The organism is Pseudomonas sp. G7(2022), from assembly GCF_052660475.1.
Genome location: NZ_CP109659.1, coordinates 4,243,361 through 4,262,356, shown reverse-complemented (window position 1 = coordinate 4,262,356; position 18,996 = coordinate 4,243,361). Strand labels below are relative to the sequence as shown.

General features: G+C 59.5%; 14 protein-coding genes. 9 read left to right on the top strand and 5 right to left on the bottom strand.

The window, feature by feature from the left end; all coding sequences use genetic code 11:
- Positions 1-368: 368 nt before the first annotated feature.
- The 6 genes from fadB (at position 369) to NE357_RS19345 (ending at position 7,838) form a co-directional block, all read left to right on the top strand.
- Positions 369-2,516: a fatty acid oxidation complex subunit alpha FadB gene (gene fadB, locus NE357_RS19370; RefSeq protein ID WP_074689251.1), complete on the top strand. Its 2,148-nt coding sequence runs from the start codon at positions 369-371 to the stop codon at positions 2,514-2,516.
- Between the two features lie 29 nt (positions 2,517-2,545).
- Positions 2,546-3,721 carry an acetyl-CoA C-acyltransferase FadA gene (gene fadA, locus NE357_RS19365; protein WP_085613118.1) on the top strand — a complete coding sequence of 392 codons (1,176 nt, stop codon included), beginning with the start codon at positions 2,546-2,548 and terminating at the stop codon, positions 3,719-3,721.
- Between the two features lie 99 nt (positions 3,722-3,820).
- A complete protein-coding gene (locus NE357_RS19360; RefSeq protein ID WP_007953059.1) occupies positions 3,821-4,057 on the top strand; it encodes a DUF1653 domain-containing protein in 237 nt (78 codons plus the stop codon).
- A gap of 114 nt (positions 4,058-4,171) precedes the next feature.
- Entirely contained in the window at positions 4,172-6,802 is a 2,631-nt protein-coding gene (gene topA, locus NE357_RS19355; protein ID WP_169431220.1) for a type I DNA topoisomerase, read from the top strand.
- Between the two features lie 171 nt (positions 6,803-6,973).
- Positions 6,974-7,498 (top strand): DUF6586 family protein, encoded by a 525-nt coding sequence (locus tag NE357_RS19350; RefSeq protein ID WP_169431219.1) that lies wholly within the window; start codon positions 6,974-6,976, stop codon positions 7,496-7,498.
- A gap of 106 nt (positions 7,499-7,604) precedes the next feature.
- A complete protein-coding gene (locus NE357_RS19345; protein ID WP_003226592.1) occupies positions 7,605-7,838 on the top strand; it encodes a hypothetical protein in 234 nt (77 codons plus the stop codon).
- 78 nt (positions 7,839-7,916) lie between these two features.
- On the opposite strand, the gene sulA is transcribed toward NE357_RS19345, so the two are convergent.
- Together sulA and lexA are read right to left on the bottom strand one after the other, a co-directional pair.
- Positions 7,917-8,390, bottom strand: coding sequence for an SOS-induced cell division inhibitor SulA (gene sulA, locus NE357_RS19340; RefSeq protein WP_169431218.1), 474 nt, complete (start codon positions 8,388-8,390; stop codon positions 7,917-7,919).
- Positions 8,391-8,400: 10 nt separating this feature from the next.
- On the bottom strand, positions 8,401-9,009 hold the full coding sequence (gene lexA / locus NE357_RS19335) for a transcriptional repressor LexA (protein WP_007953044.1): 609 nt from the start codon (positions 9,007-9,009) through the stop codon (positions 8,401-8,403).
- A gap of 230 nt (positions 9,010-9,239) precedes the next feature.
- Here lexA and NE357_RS19330 point away from each other — a divergent pair, with 230 nt between their 5' ends.
- The 3 genes from NE357_RS19330 (at position 9,240) to NE357_RS19320 (ending at position 11,866) form a co-directional block, all read left to right on the top strand.
- Entirely contained in the window at positions 9,240-9,947 is a 708-nt protein-coding gene (locus NE357_RS19330) for a TetR/AcrR family transcriptional regulator (RefSeq protein WP_007953037.1), read from the top strand.
- 170 nt (positions 9,948-10,117) lie between these two features.
- Entirely contained in the window at positions 10,118-11,116 is a 999-nt protein-coding gene (gene nagZ / locus NE357_RS19325) for a beta-N-acetylhexosaminidase (RefSeq protein WP_169432674.1), read from the top strand.
- A gap of 12 nt (positions 11,117-11,128) precedes the next feature.
- Positions 11,129-11,866: an S-methyl-5'-thioinosine phosphorylase gene (locus NE357_RS19320; RefSeq protein WP_169431217.1), complete on the top strand. Its 738-nt coding sequence runs from the start codon at positions 11,129-11,131 to the stop codon at positions 11,864-11,866.
- Positions 11,867-11,908: 42 nt separating this feature from the next.
- On the opposite strand, the gene NE357_RS19315 is transcribed toward NE357_RS19320, so the two are convergent.
- The 3 genes from NE357_RS19315 to mfd are packed head-to-tail and all read right to left on the bottom strand — an operon-like array spanning position 11,909 to position 18,652.
- Positions 11,909-14,599 (bottom strand): DEAD/DEAH box helicase, encoded by a 2,691-nt coding sequence (locus NE357_RS19315; protein ID WP_169431216.1) that lies wholly within the window; start codon positions 14,597-14,599, stop codon positions 11,909-11,911.
- An 11-nt stretch (positions 14,600-14,610) separates the two neighbouring features.
- A complete protein-coding gene (locus NE357_RS19310; RefSeq protein ID WP_169431215.1) occupies positions 14,611-15,192 on the bottom strand; it encodes a CsiV family protein in 582 nt (193 codons plus the stop codon).
- A gap of 10 nt (positions 15,193-15,202) precedes the next feature.
- Entirely contained in the window at positions 15,203-18,652 is a 3,450-nt protein-coding gene (mfd, locus tag NE357_RS19305) for a transcription-repair coupling factor (protein WP_169431214.1), read from the bottom strand.
- Between the last annotated feature and the right edge of the window lie 344 nt (positions 18,653-18,996).

The window sequence follows — 18,996 nt, the reverse complement described above, 5'->3', positions numbered from 1 at the left end:
GCGTAGCCTGTTAAACAAGGCTTGCAGCGAATTAGGGCGACTTTTCTAACTATTAATCTTATGAATGCCCTGACATGCAGGCATGTGTGGCCGGGCTGCGTCTTACAGAAATGACCGCAAAGTCGCATTTCAACCCGTATTTAGGGCGATTGACAATTGTCGGAAATTCCGTGAAGGTGGCGTACCCAAATCAAACGGGCGTATGAATTGAGCGTTTGTATTGCAGACTGCTCCTACAGAATCCCGACTATCGCGTTGGCGGGTGTGCCGGGTGGATTGGTGTCAGCATTGACGAAAAAGCGTCCTGCCGAGCCATTCGCCTGCGTCCGACGTGTACTGTTCAGCTTCCATATCGTGGAGATCAGTTGATGATTTACGAAGGTAAAGCCATCACGGTTAAAGCTCTTGAAAGTGGCATCGTCGAATTGAAATTCGACCTCAAGGGTGAGTCCGTCAACAAGTTCAACCGTCTTACCCTGAACGAACTGCGTCAGGCCGTAGACACCATCAAGGCAGATGCTTCGATCAAGGGCGTGATCGTCAGCAGTGGCAAGGACGTGTTCATCGTCGGCGCCGACATCACCGAATTTGTCGACAACTTCAAGCTGCCGGATGCCGAGCTGGTTGCAGGCAATCTCGAAGCCAACAAGATCTTCAGCGATTTCGAAGACCTCAACGTTCCGACCGTGGCCGCGATCAACGGCATCGCCCTGGGTGGCGGTCTGGAAATGTGCCTGGCAGCGGACTACCGCGTCATGTCCACCAAGGCCAAGATCGGTCTGCCGGAAGTCAAGCTGGGCATCTACCCGGGCTTCGGCGGTACCGTGCGTCTGCCGCGCCTGATCGGTGCCGACAACGCCATCGAGTGGATTGCCGCCGGCAAGGAAAACCGTCCTGAAGACGCGCTCAAAGTCGGCGCCGTCGATGCGGTGGTTGCTCCCGAGAAGCTGCAGGATGCTGCCCTTGAACTGATCAAGCGCGCCATCTCCGGCGAGTTTGACTACAAGGCCAAGCGTCAGCCGAAGCTGGAAAAGCTCAAGCTGAACGCCATTGAACAAATGATGGCTTTCGAAACCGCCAAGGGTTTTGTGGCTGGCCAGGCCGGCCCGAACTACCCGGCCCCGGTTGAAGCGATCAAGACTATCCAGAAAGCCGCGAACTTCGGTCGCGACAAGGCGCTGGAAGTCGAAGCCGCAGGTTTCGTGAAACTGGCCAAGACCTCTGCCGCGCAGAGCTTGATCGGTCTGTTCCTGAACGATCAGGAACTGAAGAAAAAGGCCAAGGCCTACGACGAAATCGCCAAGGACGTGAAGCAGGCTGCCGTACTGGGCGCCGGCATCATGGGTGGCGGTATCGCCTATCAGTCGGCTTCCAAAGGCACGCCGATCCTGATGAAGGACATCAACGAGCACGGCATCGAGCAAGGTCTGGCTGAAGCCGCCAAGCTGCTGGTCGGTCGCGTTGATAAAGGCCGCATGACCGCTGCGAAAATGGCTGAAGTGCTCAACGGCATTCGTCCTACGCTGTCCTACGGCGATTTCGGTCACGTCGACCTGGTCGTGGAAGCCGTGGTCGAGAACCCGAAGGTCAAGCAAGCCGTTCTGGCGGAAGTCGAAGACAAGGTCAAAGAGGACACCATCCTCGCGTCCAACACCTCGACCATTTCCATCAGCCTGCTGGCCAAGGCTCTCAAACGTCCGGAAAACTTCGTCGGCATGCACTTCTTCAACCCGGTGCACATGATGCCGCTGGTGGAAGTGATTCGTGGCGAGAAATCCAGCGAACAGGCGATTGCCACCACCGTTGCCTACGCCAAGAAAATGGGCAAGAACCCGATCGTCGTCAACGACTGCCCGGGCTTCCTGGTCAACCGCGTACTGTTCCCGTACTTCGGCGGTTTCGCCAAGCTGGTCAGCGCCGGTGTGGACTTCGTCCGTATCGACAAGATCATGGAAAAATTCGGCTGGCCGATGGGCCCGGCGTACCTGATGGACGTGGTCGGCATCGACACCGGCCACCACGGTCGTGACGTGATGGCTGAAGGCTTCCCGGACCGCATGAAGGACGACCGTCGTTCGGCCATCGACGTGCTTTACGAAGCCAAGCGTCTGGGGCAGAAGAACGGCAAGGGCTTCTACGCCTACGAGGCCGACAAGAAAGGCAAGCAGAAGAAGGTTGCTGATCCGTCGGTACTGGAAGTGCTCAAGCCGATCGTCTACGAGCAGCGTGAAGTCACTGACGAAGACATCATCAACTGGATGATGATCCCGCTGTGCCTGGAAACCGTGCGTTGCCTGGAAGACGGCATCGTCGAAACTGCTGCCGAAGCCGACATGGGTCTGGTCTACGGTATTGGTTTCCCTCCATTCCGTGGCGGTGCGCTGCGCTACATCGATTCGATCGGTGTTGCCGAGTTCGTTGCCCTGGCCGACCAGTACGCTGATTTGGGCGCGCTGTACCACCCGACCGCGAAGCTGCGCGAAATGGCCAAGAACGGCCAGAGCTTCTTCGGTTAAGCGCCCCCAACTAGAGTGAGAGTGAACTTATGAGCTTGAATCCTAGAGACGTCGTGATTGTCGACTTCGGTCGTACTCCGATGGGCCGCTCCAAGGGCGGCATGCACCGCAACACCCGCGCCGAAGACATGTCGGCGCACCTGATCAGCAAACTGCTGGAACGCAACACCAAGGTCGATCCTGCCGAAGTCGAGGACGTGATCTGGGGCTGCGTCAACCAGACCCTGGAGCAGGGCTGGAACATCGCGCGGATGGCGTCGCTGATGACCCAGATCCCGCACACCTCGGCCGGCCAGACCGTCAGCCGTCTGTGTGGCTCGTCGATGAGCGCCCTGCACACCGCTGCGCAAGCGATTATGACCGGTAACGGTGACGTATTCGTGGTTGGTGGCGTCGAGCATATGGGCCACGTGAGCATGATGCACGGTGTCGATCCGAACCCGCACATGTCCCTGTACGCGGCGAAAGCCTCGGGCATGATGGGCCTGACCGCTGAAATGCTGGGCAAAATGCACGGCATCACTCGCGAACAGCAGGACGCCTTTGGCGTGCGTTCCCACCAGTTGGCCCACAAGGCGACTGTGGAAGGCAAGTTCAAGGACGAAATCATCCCGATGCAGGGTTACGACGAGAACGGTTTCCTGAAAACCTTCGACTACGACGAAACCATTCGTCCGGAAACCACCCTGGAAAGTCTGGCGGCTCTGAAGCCGGCGTTCAATCCAAAGGGCGGTACCGTGACTGCCGGTACTTCGTCGCAGATCACCGATGGTGCTTCGTGCATGATCGTGATGTCGGCGCAGCGTGCGCAGGACCTGGGCATCCAGCCAATGGCGGTGATTCGTTCGATGGCGGTGGCGGGTGTGGATCCGGCGATCATGGGTTATGGTCCGGTACCGGCGACTCAGAAAGCACTCAAGCGTGCGGGCCTGGGTATCAACGATATCGACTTCTTCGAGCTCAACGAAGCGTTCGCCGCACAGGCCCTACCAGTGCTGAAAGACCTGAAAGTGCTCGACAAGATGAATGAGAAGGTTAACCTGCACGGCGGCGCGATCGCCCTGGGTCACCCGTTCGGTTGCTCCGGTGCCCGTATTTCCGGCACTTTGCTGAACGTGATGAAGCAGAATGGCGGTACCTTCGGGGTGGCCACCATGTGCATTGGCCTCGGCCAAGGCATCTCCACCGTCTTCGAACGCGTTTAAGCGTCTCGTCGATGGAAGCCGGGGCCAAGTGCCCCGGTTTTTGTTTTTGCGGATTTATTTTTGTTTTTATTTTGAAAAAATTTGAGTGAGGGCCGAAGCATGCCGATACAACCTGGGCTCTACCAACATTACAAAGGTCCGCAGTACCGCGTATTCAGTGTCGCGCGGCATTCCGAGACCGAAGAAGAAGTGGTCTTTTACCAAGCCCTGTATGGCGATTACGGCTTCTGGGTACGTCCCTTGAGCATGTTCCTGGAGTCCGTCGAGGTTGACGGCGAGCAGGTCCCACGCTTTGCTTTGGTGCAAGCCGAACCGAGCCTTTTTTCGAAGCCGTAAGGCGAGTGCGCGCAAAACCCTGCGCTTGACCTCACCTTGTAGCCACTATATATAGCGGTGCCGCGTCAGGCGCCAACCGCCTTTCACTTCTAGAATTCAGGAATTTTCTGATCCATGGGCAAATCGCTGGTCATTGTGGAATCCCCGGCTAAGGCCAAGACCATCAACAAGTATCTGGGCAACCAATACGTGGTGAAGTCGAGTATCGGCCATATCCGAGACCTGCCCACCAGCGGTTCGGCTAGCGCCAGCAAGGAGCCAGCCGCCAAGCGCGGCAAGGCAGCTGCAGGCGAAGCGCCAGCGCTGTCGCCGAAAGAGAAGGCGCGCAAGCAGCTGGTCTCGCGCATGGGTGTCGATCCCGATCATGGCTGGAAAGCCAAGTACGAGATCCTCCCGGGCAAGGAAAAGGTCATCGAAGAGCTGCGCCGGCTCGCCAAGGATGCTGACACCATCTATCTCGCAACCGACTTGGATCGCGAGGGGGAAGCCATTGCCTGGCACCTGCGCGAAGCCATCGGCGGTGACGACAGCCGCTACAAGCGTGTGGTGTTCAACGAAATCACCAAGAAGGCGATCCAGGAAGCCTTCTCGGAGCCGGGCGAACTCGACATCGATCGAGTGAACGCGCAGCAGGCCCGTCGTTTCCTCGATCGCGTCGTCGGCTACATGGTCTCGCCGCTGCTGTGGGCGAAGATCGCTCGCGGTTTGTCCGCCGGTCGCGTGCAATCGGTGGCCGTGAAGCTGGTGGTCGAGCGTGAGCGTGAAATTCGCGCGTTCATCCCGGAAGAATACTGGGAAGTGCATGCCGATCTCGGCACTGCAAAAGGCTCGACCGTGCGTTTCGAAGTGGCGCGTGAAAAGGGCGAAGCTTTCAAGCCCCTCAACGAAGCTCAGGCCATGGCGGCGCTGGAGAAGCTGAAGTCCTCCAGCTACAGCATCGTCAAGCGTGAAGACAAGCCGACCAGCAGCAAGCCGTCGGCACCGTTCATCACCTCCACGCTGCAACAGGCCGCGAGCAACCGCCTCGGCTTCGGCGTGAAGAAAACCATGATGATGGCCCAGCGTCTGTACGAAGCCGGCTACATCACTTATATGCGTACCGACTCGACCAACCTCTCGGCGGATGCCGTGACGATGGCGCGTACCTACATCGAAGACGAATTCGGCAAGAAGTACCTGCCGGAAACGCCGAACGTCTACAGCAGCAAGGAAGGCGCACAAGAGGCTCACGAAGCGATTCGTCCTTCCGACGCCAACACCACGCCAAGCAAGCTGGCTGGCATGGAGCGTGACGCTGAGCGCCTCTACGAGCTGATCTGGCGCCAGTTTCTGGCTTGCCAGATGCTGCCGGCCCAATATCTGTCGACCACCGTCAGCGTGGCCGCTGGCGACTTCGAGCTGCGTGCCAAGGGCCGTATCCTGAAGTTTGACGGCTACACCCGTGTCCTGCCGCAAATCACCAAGCCGGGCGACGACGATGTCCTGCCCGACATGGCTCAGGGCGACGTGATGAAGCTGATCAAGCTTGATCCGACCCAGCATTTCACCAAGCCGCCGGCCCGTTACTCGGAAGCCAGCCTGGTGAAGGAAATGGAAAAGCGCGGCATCGGCCGTCCTTCGACCTACGCGGCAATCATCTCGACCATTCAGGATCGCGGTTATGTGACCCTGCATAACCGTCGTTTCTATTCGGAAAAAATGGGCGACATCGTCACCGAGCGTCTGTCCGAGAGCTTCTCGAACCTCATGGACTACGGCTTTACCGCCGGCATGGAAGAGAACCTCGATGACGTGGCTCAGGGCGAGCGCGACTGGAAAAACGTGCTGGACGAGTTCTACGGCGACTTCAAGAAAAAACTCGAAGTGGCGGAGAATCCGGAAGCCGGCATGCGTGCCAACCAGCCGGTGATGACCGATATTCCGTGCACCACCTGCGGCCGCCCGATGCAGATCCGTACTGCGTCGACTGGCGTGTTCCTCGGCTGCTCGGGCTACAGCCTGCCGCCGAAAGAACGCTGCAAGGCCACCGTCAACCTGGTGCCGGGTGATGAAATCGCGGCGGACGACGAGGGCGAATCGGAATCCCTGGTACTGCGCGGCAAGCACCGCTGCCCGATCTGCAGCACGGCGATGGACGCCTACCTGCTCGACGAAAAGCGCAAGCTGCACATCTGCGGTAACAACCCGGATTGCGCCGGCTACGAGATCGAAGAAGGCAGCTACCGCATCAAGGGCTACGAAGGTCCGAGCCTGGAATGCGATAAGTGCGGCAGCGAGATGCAGCTCAAGACCGGCCGTTTCGGCAAGTTCTTCGGTTGCACCAACCCGACGTGCAAGAACACCCGCAAGCTGCTGAAGAGCGGGGACGCGGCGCCGCCGAAGATGGATCCGGTGAAGATGCCTGAGCTGAAATGCGAAAAGGTCAATGACACCTACATCCTGCGCGACGGTGCTTCCGGCCTGTTCCTGGCGGCAAGCCAATTCCCGAAAAACCGCGAGACCCGTGCTCCGCTGGTGATCGAGATTCTGCCGCACAAGGATGAGATCGATCCGAAGTACCACTTCCTGTGCGAAGCGCCGCAGAAGGATCCGGATGGCCTGCCAGCCGTGATCCGCTATAGCCGCAAGACCAAGGAGCAATACGTTCAGACCGAAGTCGACGGCAAGCCGACTGGCTGGAAGGCGTTCTATGACGGTGGCAAGTGGACGGTCGAAGACAAGCGTCCGGCGAAAGCCAAGGCTTGAGCTGGTGCTGATCTGAGGTTGCCCTGATAAGGTGGCTTCAACACAAAAGGCCGCATGACAACCTTCTGGTTTTCATGTGGCCTTTTTGTTTAAAGCTTGCGGTCGGATTGGTTGATCCATGACACTGTCCGACCTGTATGAAGAAATTGTTTCGCTGCGGAGAGTGCCGATATGGCCCACGAGCTCTATACCCGTACCAATCAGAAGATCTATTTCGCGGGTCTGTCGCTGGAAGCGCTGGCCAGGGCTGAAGAGGGGCGGGCGATGAATTCGCTGGCATTGATTCAGGCCGGGCGTGAATCGGCGCTGTTTCATCTCTACGGCGCATTGCTGGGGCTGTGTCACGAAATTGCAGGGTTCTATCGGCTGCCACAGGCTAACGCGCCCCGGGCGGAAACGCTGTTGACCCCTGAAGTGATCGAGTCGATTGCGATCCCCGAGTTGGCCGAGATGGTCGAGTTGGCGGGTAATCCGCAAACCTGGCTGGCTAAATTGCTGTCTGCGCATTCCGCGTTGTTTCAGCCACCACGAGTGCCACACAAGCCAAAAGGTGATGTGACCCAGCCACTGATTCAGGCGGTCAATCTGGATGAAGAGCAGGCGCCCGAAGAGTTGAGTCGTGAAGAGCTGGAGCGCTGGCGGCAGAACCTGAAGGGTCTGGCTATCCGTTTCCGTGAAGGCTTGAACGAGTGCTGATGGCGTCTTGGCTGGCAGCGGCGAGATGCATGCTGCTGGTCAAGATCCTGAGCGAATCCCGAATGATCTCTATATAATCCCTGCCTTTCGTGGAGAACAGACCTTTATGCCAACATCCTTTCTAGAAATTGTCGAGCTACCAGACGGCCGGATCGAACTGCGCAGGGCTGAGGACGAGGGTTCTCTGGTGACTCTGGATTTCTCCGAGGATGCCAAGGCGTTTCTGCAGGGCCAGCATGTTGAAATTGCCAAAGCGATGCTGAGCGTCGGCGTGCAGATGGCCGGTCGAATGGTTGAAGGCGAGTTTGACAAGGAAGAGGGGCCACGGGTTCTTCATTGAGCACCGCCCGTCGAGTATTGCTTCGGTCGGCTTCTCTATCCCTTGAGAAGCCCCGCGCTTCAGACAGTGCGTATCAAGTCAGCCCAATCTAATATTCAGACTTTGAGCGTCCCCGGTGCGGGCGGCGCTGATCAGTTGTTGGCGTGAACCTGAATTGAGCGGGTTCAACCATGTCACCACCGTATGGCTACGACCCAGGCGCAAGGCTTCGCAAGCCAGTTGCTGAGCGCTCTGTGCGCCGCGCGGTTGCAACAACAGGATGCGTTCACGATTCAATCCGGCATCCCGCAACCAGGTTTGGGTCAGGCTCGCAGGTGGCGCAATCAGGGTCAGCCATCGTGCGTCCTGATCATCACTCAATTCACGAAGAATGGGTGCCAGCAGGTTCAGGCAGTTCCCGGCTGCGCCGCGCAGTGACAGCTCGCTGAACGCTTCGGGTTCGGTATTCCACGGACGCTCGACAACATCCTTGAGGATGGGGGCGAGAGGTTGCGCGAGAAACGCTTCGAACAACGGCAGTTGTGTTTGCTGGGGTGCGTGTGGGAACTGCATAAAGCCTCCTTTAGCGGCGGATGACGCCGACACTCAAGCCTTCGATCACCAGTTCCTGATCTTTCAGGTTGACTTCGATGGGGGCAAACTCGGGGTTCTCTGCGATCAACCAGACCTTGCTGCCATCGCGCTTGAAGCGTTTGACCGTCACTTCATCGCCAATCCGGGCGACTACGATCTGGCCGTTACGTGCTTCCCGGGTCGTGTGAACTGCCAGAAGATCACCGTCGAAAATACCGATGTCCTTCATGCTCATCCCGTGGACCCGCAACAGGTAATCTGCGCGAGGGTGGAAGAAGGCCGGGTTGATGTTGCAGGACTCTTCGATGTGCTGCTGGGCGAGAATCGGCGCACCGGCGGCCACTCGACCGATAATCGGGAGGGTCGATTCGTCGACTTTGGCTTCAAAGCCGGGGATTCGAATGCCGCGAGAGGCCCCTGGGGTCATTTCGATCGCGCCTTTGCGAGCGAGCGCCTTGAGATGCTCTTCGGCAGCGTTGGGCGATTTGAAACCCAGTTCCTGAGCGATTTCCGCACGGGTCGGCGGGTAGCCGTTGTCTTCGAGGCAGCGTTTGATGAAGGCCAGAATCTCGGCTTGGCGTGGCGTCAGCTTAAGCATATTGATCGCTCTGTCTTTTTATACAGTGACTGGGATTATATACAGTGAAGTGATCTTGGCAATGATCGTTTTTTGCCAGGCCGCCGGACGGTCAGTGACGGCATCGATTAATGTGGCGTCCTTGTTGTGGTTAAATATCTGACCGACCATTCCCAAAACGAACCGGCAGGCTTGACAAGGCATAGGCTGAAACGTATGTTTCAAACAAGTGTTTGTCAGGCGGAGTAGCCATGGCCCAGTCGGAAACCGTTGAACGCATTCTTGATGCTGCAGAACAGCTGTTCGCGGAAAAAGGTTTCGCTGAAACCTCATTGCGTCTGATCACCAGCAAGGCCGGGGTCAACCTCGCAGCGGTGAATTATCACTTCGGCTCGAAGAAGGCGCTGATCCAGGCGGTGTTCTCGCGCTTCCTCGGCCCATTCTGCATCAGCCTCGACAAAGAGCTGGAGCGCCGCCAGGCCAAACCAGAAAACAAGCCTTCGCTCGAAGAACTGCTGGAAATCCTCGTCGAACAAGCTCTTGTCGTGCAGCCTCGCAGTGGTAACGACTTGTCGATTTTCATGCGCCTGCTGGGGCTGGCCTTCAGTCAGAGCCAGGGCCACCTGCGTCGTTACCTGGAAGACATGTACGGCAAGGTATTCCGCCGCTACATGTTGCTGGTTAACGAAGCCGCACCGCGCATTCCCCCCATCGAACTGTTCTGGCGCGTGCACTTCATGCTCGGCGCTGCGGCGTTCAGCATGTCGGGCATCAAGGCCTTGCGTGCGATTGCCGAGACCGACTTCGGCGTCAACACCTCCATCGAGCAGGTGATGCGTCTGATGGTGCCGTTCCTGGCGGCCGGCATGCGTGCCGAAACCGGTGTCACCGATACCGCGATGGCGACGGCACAACTGCGGCCGCGCAGCAAATCAGCGCCGGCACCGGCCAAGGTTTAACGGTCCATGGGTGGGCGCGGCTGCGGACATCCGCTAAGCTAGCCGCCCATGCCGACTCTCGTTCTGAACCCGTTTCTCATTGAAATCACCAACCTGCCGGGCAATGCCCCTGGTGGTGGTTTCGTGGGCGACGGGTTTTTCGTTTTCAAGGAATTTCTATGACTGCTGGCCTGCAAGGCTCGTTGATGGTGGACGTCGCCGGTACCTGGCTGACGGCCGAAGATCGCCAATTGTTGCGTCAGCCCGAAGTGGGTGGCCTGATCATTTTTGCCCGCAATATCGAGCATCCGCGCCAGGTTCGCGAGCTGAGTGCTGCGATCCGGGCCATCCGTCCGGATCTGCTGCTGGCGGTGGACCAGGAGGGCGGTCGTGTCCAGCGCCTGCGTCAGGGCTTTGTACGCCTGCCAGCCATGCGCGCCATCGCTGACAATCCGAACGCCGAATATCTGGCCGAGCAATGCGGCTGGATAATGGCCACTGAAGTACTGGCGGTCGGTCTCGACCTGAGCTTTGCCCCTGTGCTGGATCTGGATTACCAGCGTAGCGCCGTGGTCGGGACCCGTTCGTTCGAAGGCGATCCGGAGCGTGCCGCATTGCTGGCCGGCGCTTTCATCAAAGGCATGAACAGCGCCGGTATGGCTGCCACTGGCAAGCATTTCCCCGGCCACGGCTGGGCGGAAGCCGACTCTCACGTTGCAATCCCCAACGACGAGCGCAGCCTCGAAGAGATCCGCGCCAACGATCTCGTGCCATTCGCCAGACTGAGCAAACAATTGGCTGCCGTGATGCCCGCCCACGTGATTTATCCGCAAGTCGATGCGCAGCCCGCCGGTTTTTCACGGCGCTGGTTGCAGGATATCCTGCGCGGCGAGTTGCAGTTCGATGGCGTGATTTTCAGTGACGACCTCTCCATGGCTGGCGCGCACGTGGTCGGCGATGCGGCGAGCCGTATCGAGGCGGCACTCAGCGCCGGTTGCGACATGGGCCTGGTGTGCAACGACCGTGCAGCCGCCGAGCTGGCCCTGAGCGCCGCCCAGCGCATGAAGGTCAAGCCGTCGCCGCGCATCGCACGCATGCGCGGTCAGGCGTTCGCCAACACCGAATACCGTCAGGATCCGCGCTGGCTGACCGCTGTCGGCGCGCTCAAAGACGCTCAACTGATCGATTAAGGATTTTTCGCTATGACGGTTTACGCAATCATCGGTGGCACCGGCCTGACCCAGCTGGAAGGCCTGAGCATTCGTCAGTCGCTGGCGGTGGATACGCCTTATGGTGCGCCTTCGGCTGAAGTCCAGATTGGTGAATATGCCGGCAAGGAAGTGCTGTTCCTCGCTCGTCACGGCCACCCGCATCGTTTTCCGCCACACAAGGTCAACTATCGCGCCAATCTGTGGGCGTTGCAGCAGGCCGGGGCAGAAGCAATCATCGCGGTCAACGCCGTGGGCGGGATCCATCCGGCAATGGGCACCGGACATTTCTGCGTGCCGCATCAGATCGTGGACTACACCAGTGGGCGCGAACACACCTATTTCGCCGATGATCTGGAACATGTCACACATATCGACTTCAGCTTTCCCTACAGCGAGCCGCTGCGTCAGCAACTGATTGCAGCGTTGGCTGCCGAAGGTTGCGAATACAGCGATCAAGGCGTTTACGCCTGTACCCAGGGGCCGCGACTGGAAACCGTGGCCGAGATCGTACGTCTGGAGCGAGACGGTTGCGACATCGTCGGCATGACCGGCATGCCGGAAGCGGCGCTGGCTCGTGAGCTGGGTCTGGATTACGCCTGTCTGTCGCTGGTGGTGAACCCGGCGGCGGGCAAGACCACGGAAGTGATCACCATGGCTGAGATTGAGCAGGCGTTGCACGATGGCATGGGCAAGGTGAAATCGACACTGGCGCGCGTACTCAAGGGTTGATTCGGGCTCTGCAATGACTTGAATGAACAGGCGCTGAGAATCTCAGCGCTTTTCAAACTTGTCCGGCAGCGGCGCAAACAGCGCCTCGATATCATCGCTCTGCAACTTCCAGTCCCCGGCCTTGCGCCCATCCAGCACGCCGGCCGCCAGGTCGGATTTCTCCCGCTGCAAGTGCTGAATCTTTTCCTCGACTGTGCCTCGGGCAATCATCTTGTAGACGAACACCGGTTTTTCCTGGCCAATACGATACGCACGGTCGGTAGCCTGATTCTCGGTCGCCGGGTTCCACCACGGATCGTAGTGAATCACCGTGTCCGCTTCCGTCAGGTTCAGACCCACACCACCAGCCTTCAGGCTGATGAGAAAGATCTGACGCTTGCCGCTCTGGAATTCCTTCACCGGGGTACGTCGATCACGGGTCTGCCCCGTCAGCAATGCATAGGCGACATTGCGTTTTTTCAGCTCGTCCTCTATCAGTGACAACATCGAGGTGAACTGCGAAAACAGCAGAATCCGCCGTCCTTCCTCGAACAGCTCTTCGAGCATTTCCATCAGGCTGTCGAGTTTGCCCGAGGTGCTGCCGCGGGCCGGCAGTGTGGCGTCGTTGACCAGGCGCAGGTCGCAGCAGACCTGGCGCAGTTTAAGTAGCGCTTCAAGAATGATGATCTGGCTGCGTGCCACGCCTTTGCGGGTGATCTCGTCGCGCACCTTCTTGTCCATGGCCAGACGCATGGTTTCGTACACGTCACGCTGCGCTTCATTGAGCTCGACCCAGTGGATGATCTCGGTTTTCGGCGGCAGCTCGGTGGCGACCTGTTCCTTGGTGCGGCGCAGCAGGAACGGTTTGATCCGACCGTTGAGGTGCTGAAGTCTGACTTCGCTGGCGCGCTTTTCGATCGGCACGCGGTAATCGGCGTTGAAGCTTTTGACGTCGCCGAGCCAGCCGGGCAGCAGAAAGTGGAACAGCGACCACAGCTCACCCAGGTGGTTTTCCAGAGGGGTGCCGCTCAGGCACAGACGCTGGCGTGCATTGAGTTCGCGGGCAGCCTGAGCGGCTTTGCTGTTCGGGTTCTTGATGTATTGCGCCTCATCCAGCACCAATACATGCAGTGGCTGCTGCGCCAGACGCTCGACATCCTTGGGCAGCAGCGCATAAGTCGTGAGGATCAGGTCGTAATCGGCCAGATGCTCGAAATGCTTTTTGCGGCTGGCACCGTACAGGGCAACCACTTTGAGTTGCGGCGTGAAGTGCGCTGCCTCGTCCAGCCAGTTGGGAATCAGGCTGGTGGGCATCACCACCATGCAGGGGCGATCCAGGCGTCCGGCGTTTTTTTCGCTGAGAATGTGCGCCAGTGTCTGTAGGGTTTTGCCCAGTCCCATGTCGTCCGCGAGAATCCCGCCCACCTCAAGCTGTCGCAGCGACTGCATCCAGCTCAACCCTTCGAGCTGGTAGGGACGCAGTGTCGCGTTCAGTCCTTCCGGTGCTTCGGCGCTGTAATCGCGGATATCACGCAAGCGTTGGGCGAAACTGCGGATCTGCTCCCCGCCTTCCCAAAGCAGGGGAATGCCCTCCAGCGAATTGAGGCGGGTGGCGTCAGCCTTGCTCAGGCGTAGGGTGGTTTCACCCGGCTCTTGCAAATAAAACTCGCCCAGCGTTGCCAGTACCGGTTTCAACCGGCCAAGGGGCAGGGCGACTTGCAGCGGGCCATGCTCGCTGTTGCGCTGCGGGATGTTCACCAGAATCAGCTCATCGTCCCGTCGCCGGGCAAGGCGTTCGGGGTTGAGGATTTCCGTGTGCGAGCGCATCAGATTGAGCAGGATCGGCAGCAGACTCAGGCGTTCGCCGTTGACGATGATGCCCAGTTCCAGGTCAAACCAGTCCCGTTCCGGGGTCTGCTCGACCGTGGCATACCAGTCATCGACGGCCGTCAGATCGAAGCCGAACTCATCGTCGACCAGCAGTTCCCAGCCCTGGGTTCGCAGCTTAGGCAGATCGTTCAGGGTGAAGGTCAGCCACGCACTGTCGTTGACCATTTCATAGAGTTCGCCGGCGCTTTCCGGCAGCGCCTTGCTCTGTCTTGTGGCAATGCGAAAACCGAGAATCCGCAGTTGTTCGCGGTAGCTTTGCTCGACGTCCGGATGACGTTTGACCCGCAGGGTCTGGGTTTCCTGGCGTATCAGGATGTCACTGTTTTTTTGCCCGCTGACGTATTCGTCCAGATAACTGAAGGACAGCGCCGCACGATGCTGGATGTAGCGCTGCATCTTGCCGTTGCGCGGTTCGAACGCGCTGAATTCGACGCTGGCCAGCCACAGGCGTGGCACCGGTTGCACATTGTCCACCAGTACTTGCGGCGGCGCCTTGGGGCTGCGGTTTTCGAGGACGGCCTGGAGCTTTTCCAGCAGTTCGGCGTCTTTGGCGGCGGCGGGGTATTCCAGGGTTTCCTGCACTTGCAGCAATACCGCTGCGCAATGTTTGCAGTTGCTGTGAACCGGGCAGGTGCAGGTGGCATCGACCATCAGCAGGGTGCCCTTGGCTGACTCGCGCAAATGGATCGTCTGGCGATAGATGTTGCCGCCCGAGCCTTCGCAGCTGGCGGTAATGGTCGCATCGCCGACCTGCACGATCCGCACCCGGTTTTCCAGAGCGTAGCGGCGGCCACGCTCCAGGCTTTGTTCCTTGAACCGGCTGACCCAGGAGGAGGCCAGCGGTTTACTCAGAGGCGGGGACATAAGGACTTCGATCAGTCCGGAATGGATTCAGGCGCTTCCCGAGGCGCAGGCGCCGTCAGTGAAGTGATCTTGATCAGCAGGGCCAGGTGGCCGTTGTCCAGGTAGTTGAGCTGGCCATTTTTGGTGTGGCTGTCCTGCTTCAGGCGTTCGCTGGCGCTGACCATGCCATTGGCGTCGATCTGGTTGACCCAGAAATCGGCGTTTACATCGGTGAAACGCCCGAGTTTCATTTCAAGCGTGCCCTCGATGGGGAACTGGCCGAACTGTTCCTTGCCGTCGCTGATCGCGACTTTCGTCGGCACCTCGCCAAGGGTCTGTTGCCAGGCCTTGTGCATCAGCACGCTGTATTCGCCGCTGGCAGTGAGTTTGCTGGCGACTTCGCCCAGTGCCGGTGTGCGCTGGCTGGCATCGTCCAGACGCTGGGCACCGGCGGCCCAATCTTCCGGCGCGGCGCGGCTGACGATCGCCGGAACAGCGTTCTGGCGTACCAGAATCATTTCAACCTGATACAGGTCATCGGCAAACGCCGAGGGTGCCGCCATCGTTATCAAGAACGGGGTCAGCAGCAAGGTCAGAGAGCGAAACAGGCGCATGCGGCGTCCTTCAAGCAGTTTTCGGGAGGAGGCGCTCGAACAGCGCTTCCACAGTATTAAAGCGCTCTTCCGGGCGCTCCATCGGCACCTGGAACTTGAACATCGTGGCGCCTTCGAATTTGTAGCGTTTTGGCTGACTCTGGATCAGTTTGATCAGGGTCATCGGGTCGACTGGCGTCTGCGCGGCGAACTCGATGCGTCCACCCTGCGGGCCGCCGTCGACCTTTTTGATGCCGAGCTGCTCGGCCTGCAATTTCAACGCAGTGATGCGCACCAGATTCTTGGTCGGTTCCGGCAGCAGGCCGAAGCGGTCGATCATCTCCACTTGCAGATCCTTCAGGCCTTCCTCGTCGGTGGCCGAAGCGATGCGCTTGTACAGGATCAGGCGTGCGTGCACATCCGGCAGGTAATCTTCCGGAATCAGCGCCGGCACCCGCAGGTTGACTTCCGAGCCGCCGCCGAGCGGCTGATCGAGGTTCGGCTGTTCGCCCTTGCGGATCGATTTCACCGCGCGCTCAAGCATTTCCATGTACAGCGTGAAACCGACCGCCTGGATCTGCCCGCTCTGGCCGTCGCCCAGCAGTTCGCCGGCGCCACGGATTTCCAGGTCGTTGGTGGCCAGCACGAAGCCCGCCCCCAGATCCTGAGTGTTGGCAATCGCCTCCAGACGTTTTTCCGCATCGCCGGTAATCTGTTGGCGTGGCGGTGTCAGCAGGTAGGCGTAGGCCTGGTGGTGACTGCGGCCAACACGGCCGCGCAACTGGTGCAATTGCGCCAGGCCGAACTTGTCGGCGCGCTCGATGATGATGGTATTGGCGCTCGGCACGTCGATGCCGGTCTCGATGATGGTCGAAGCGATCAGCACGTTGAAGCGCTTGTGGTAGAAGTCGCTCATCACCTGTTCGAGTTCGCGTTCGCGCATCTGCCCGTGGCCGATGCCGATCCGCGCTTCCGGCACCAGTTCGGCCAGTTCGGCGGCGCATTTCTCGATGGTCTTCACGTCGTTGTGCAGGTAGTAAACCTGACCGCCGCGCAGCAGTTCACGCAGCAAGGCTTCCTTGACCGTGCTCTTGTTCTGTTCCATGACGAAGGTGCGCACCGACAGGCGTCGCGCCGGCGGCGTGGCGATGATTGACAGGTCGCGCATGCCCGACACCGCCATGTTCAGCGTGCGCGGAATCGGCGTGGCGGTCAGCGTAAGAATGTCGACTTCGCTGCGCAGGGCCTTGAGCTGTTCCTTCTGACGGACACCGAAACGGTGCTCTTCGTCGATGATTACCAGCCCGAGGTTTTTGATCTTGACGTCGTCCTGCAGCAGCTTGTGGGTGCCGATGACGATGTCGATATTGCCTTCGGCCAGTTGGGCCACCGCTGCGTTCACTTCCTTGGCCGACTTGAAGCGGCTCATCACTTCCACGGTCACCGGCCAGTCGGCGAAACGATCGCGGAAGCTGTTGTAGTGCTGCTGGGCGAGCAGGGTGGTCGGTACCAGAATCGCCACTTGTTTGCCGCCATGCACCGCGATAAACGCGGCGCGCATGGCCACTTCGGTCTTGCCGAAACCGACGTCGCCACAGACCAGTCGATCCATCGGCTTCGGCGCAAGCATGTCTTCGCGCACGGCTTCGATGGTGGATTGCTGGTCCGGGGTTTCTTCGAACGGGAAGCCGGCACTGAAGGTTGCGTAATCGGCCTTCGGATCGGCAAACGCATAACCTTCGCGAGCCGCGCGGCGGGCATAGATGTCGAGCAATTCGGCAGCAACGTCGCGCACCTGTTCGGCAGCCTTGCGCTTGGCTTTCTGCCAGGTCTCGGAGCCGAGGCGATGCAGCGGGGCCAGTGCGTCGTCGCTGCCGGTGTAGCGGGCGATCAGATGCAGGTTGGCCACGGGTACGTAGAGCTTGGCGTTCTCGGCGTATTCCAGGGTCAGGAATTCGGCAGCCTGGCTGTCGATTTCCAGAATCGTCAGACCGAGATAGCGGCCGACACCGTGATCGATGTGCACCACCGGCGCGCCTTCGCGCAGCTCGGTGAGGTTCTTGATCACTGCATCGTTGTTGGCGTCGGCGCGTTTTTCGCGGCGGCGACGCTGCATCACGCGCTGGCCGAACAGTGGACTTTCCGCAACCAGTGCCAGCGCCGGGTCGTCCAGCATCAGGCCTTCGTCGAGCGGAGCGATGGTGATCGCCAGGCGATCCTTGCTCGCGACGAAGTCCGGCCAGCTGTCGACGGTTTTCGGTCGCAGCTTCAGACGGTCCAGCAGTTCCAGCAGCACTTCGCGGCGGCCTGCCGATTCGGCGGTGAACAACACGCGCCCCGGGAATTCGTCGAGGAAGGCGGACAGCGCGGCCAGCGGTTGCGTGGCCTTGGCTTCAATCGCCAGATTCGGCAATGCCTGCGCCGGGAAGCGCTCGCGGCCGACGCCGGTCTCCACGTCCTGCTGGCTGGCAACCACGCGCGGCCAGTTCTTCAGGCGGGCGAAGCAGTCTTCGACCGGCAGGAACAGTTCGGCGGGCGGCAATAAAGGACGCGATGGATCGACGCGGCGCTCTTCATAGCGATTGCGTACGTCGTTCCAGAAGTTTTCCGCCGCTTGCTCGATACCCGGCAGCGAGAACACCTGAGTGTCCTGGGGCAGGTAATCGAAGAGAGTCGAGGTTTCTTCGAAGAACAGCGGCAGGTAGTACTCGATGCCGGCAGGCGTGATACCGCTGCTCAGGTCCTGAAAGATCGGGCAACGCCGGAAGTCGACGTCGAAACGCTCGCGAAAGCGTGCCTTGAAGCGGGTGACCGCTTCTTTCTGTAGCGGGAACTCCTTGGCCGGCAGCAGCTTGACCGAGTCGACCTTTTCGATGGAGCGCTGGTTTTCCGGATCGAAGGTGCGCAGGGTTTCGATTTCGTCGTCGAACAAGTCAATGCGATAAGGCAGTTTGCTGCCCATCGGGAACAGGTCGATCAGGGCGCCACGTACGGTGAACTCGCCGTGTTCGTAGACCGTGTCGACGTAGCGATAGCCGCTGGCTTCGAGCCGCGTGCGCATCTGTTCGACGTCGAGTTTCTGCCCGACATCCAGCACCAGGCTGCTGCCGAGCAGGAAACTGGTCGGTGCCAGGCGATGCAGGGCCGTGGTGATCGGCACCACCAGCACGCCATGTTCCAGCTCCGGCAGCCTGTAAAGGCTGGCGATGCGCTGGGAGATGATGTCCTGGTGCGGCGAGAACAGGTCGTAGGGCAGGGTTTCCCAGTCCGGGAAATGCAGCACCGGCAAATCCGGGGCGAAGAAGCTCAGCTCCTGCTCCAGCCGTTCGGCACTCTGGCTGTCGGCGGTCAGCAGTAACGTGAAGCGCTTGGCAGCGCTGGCAGCCTCGGCAATCGCCAGGCTCAGTGCGGCACCGGGCAGATTGCCCCAGTGCTGTTTACCTGCCGCGGCAGGGAGAAGCGGTAGACGCAGAACAGGCACGGAAGGTTGAGCTCCAGGCGTTGCGACAAAGTCGGTAATTGTAGCGGCGTCCGGTGCCGCCTGTCAGTTGCAGACTGCGTCTATCTGCGCTGTTTGAGCAAAATGTAGTGGTAACCATAAAAACCAGCACTTTTTTGACGGTTATGTAGTGCCGAAAGTGGGTGGTGTTACGGAGGGTTACAGACATCGTCTAACAGTCGTCGAAAAACTGACTGCGCTGAAAGCCCCGGTTTTACTGGGCTGGCGGAGGGCGTTATTTTTTTGGACGGAATTTTGTTACCGATTGCGCGACAAGCGCGCATTGCTACAAGAGGTTCTCGGCGGCATAATGTAGCCCCTTTTTT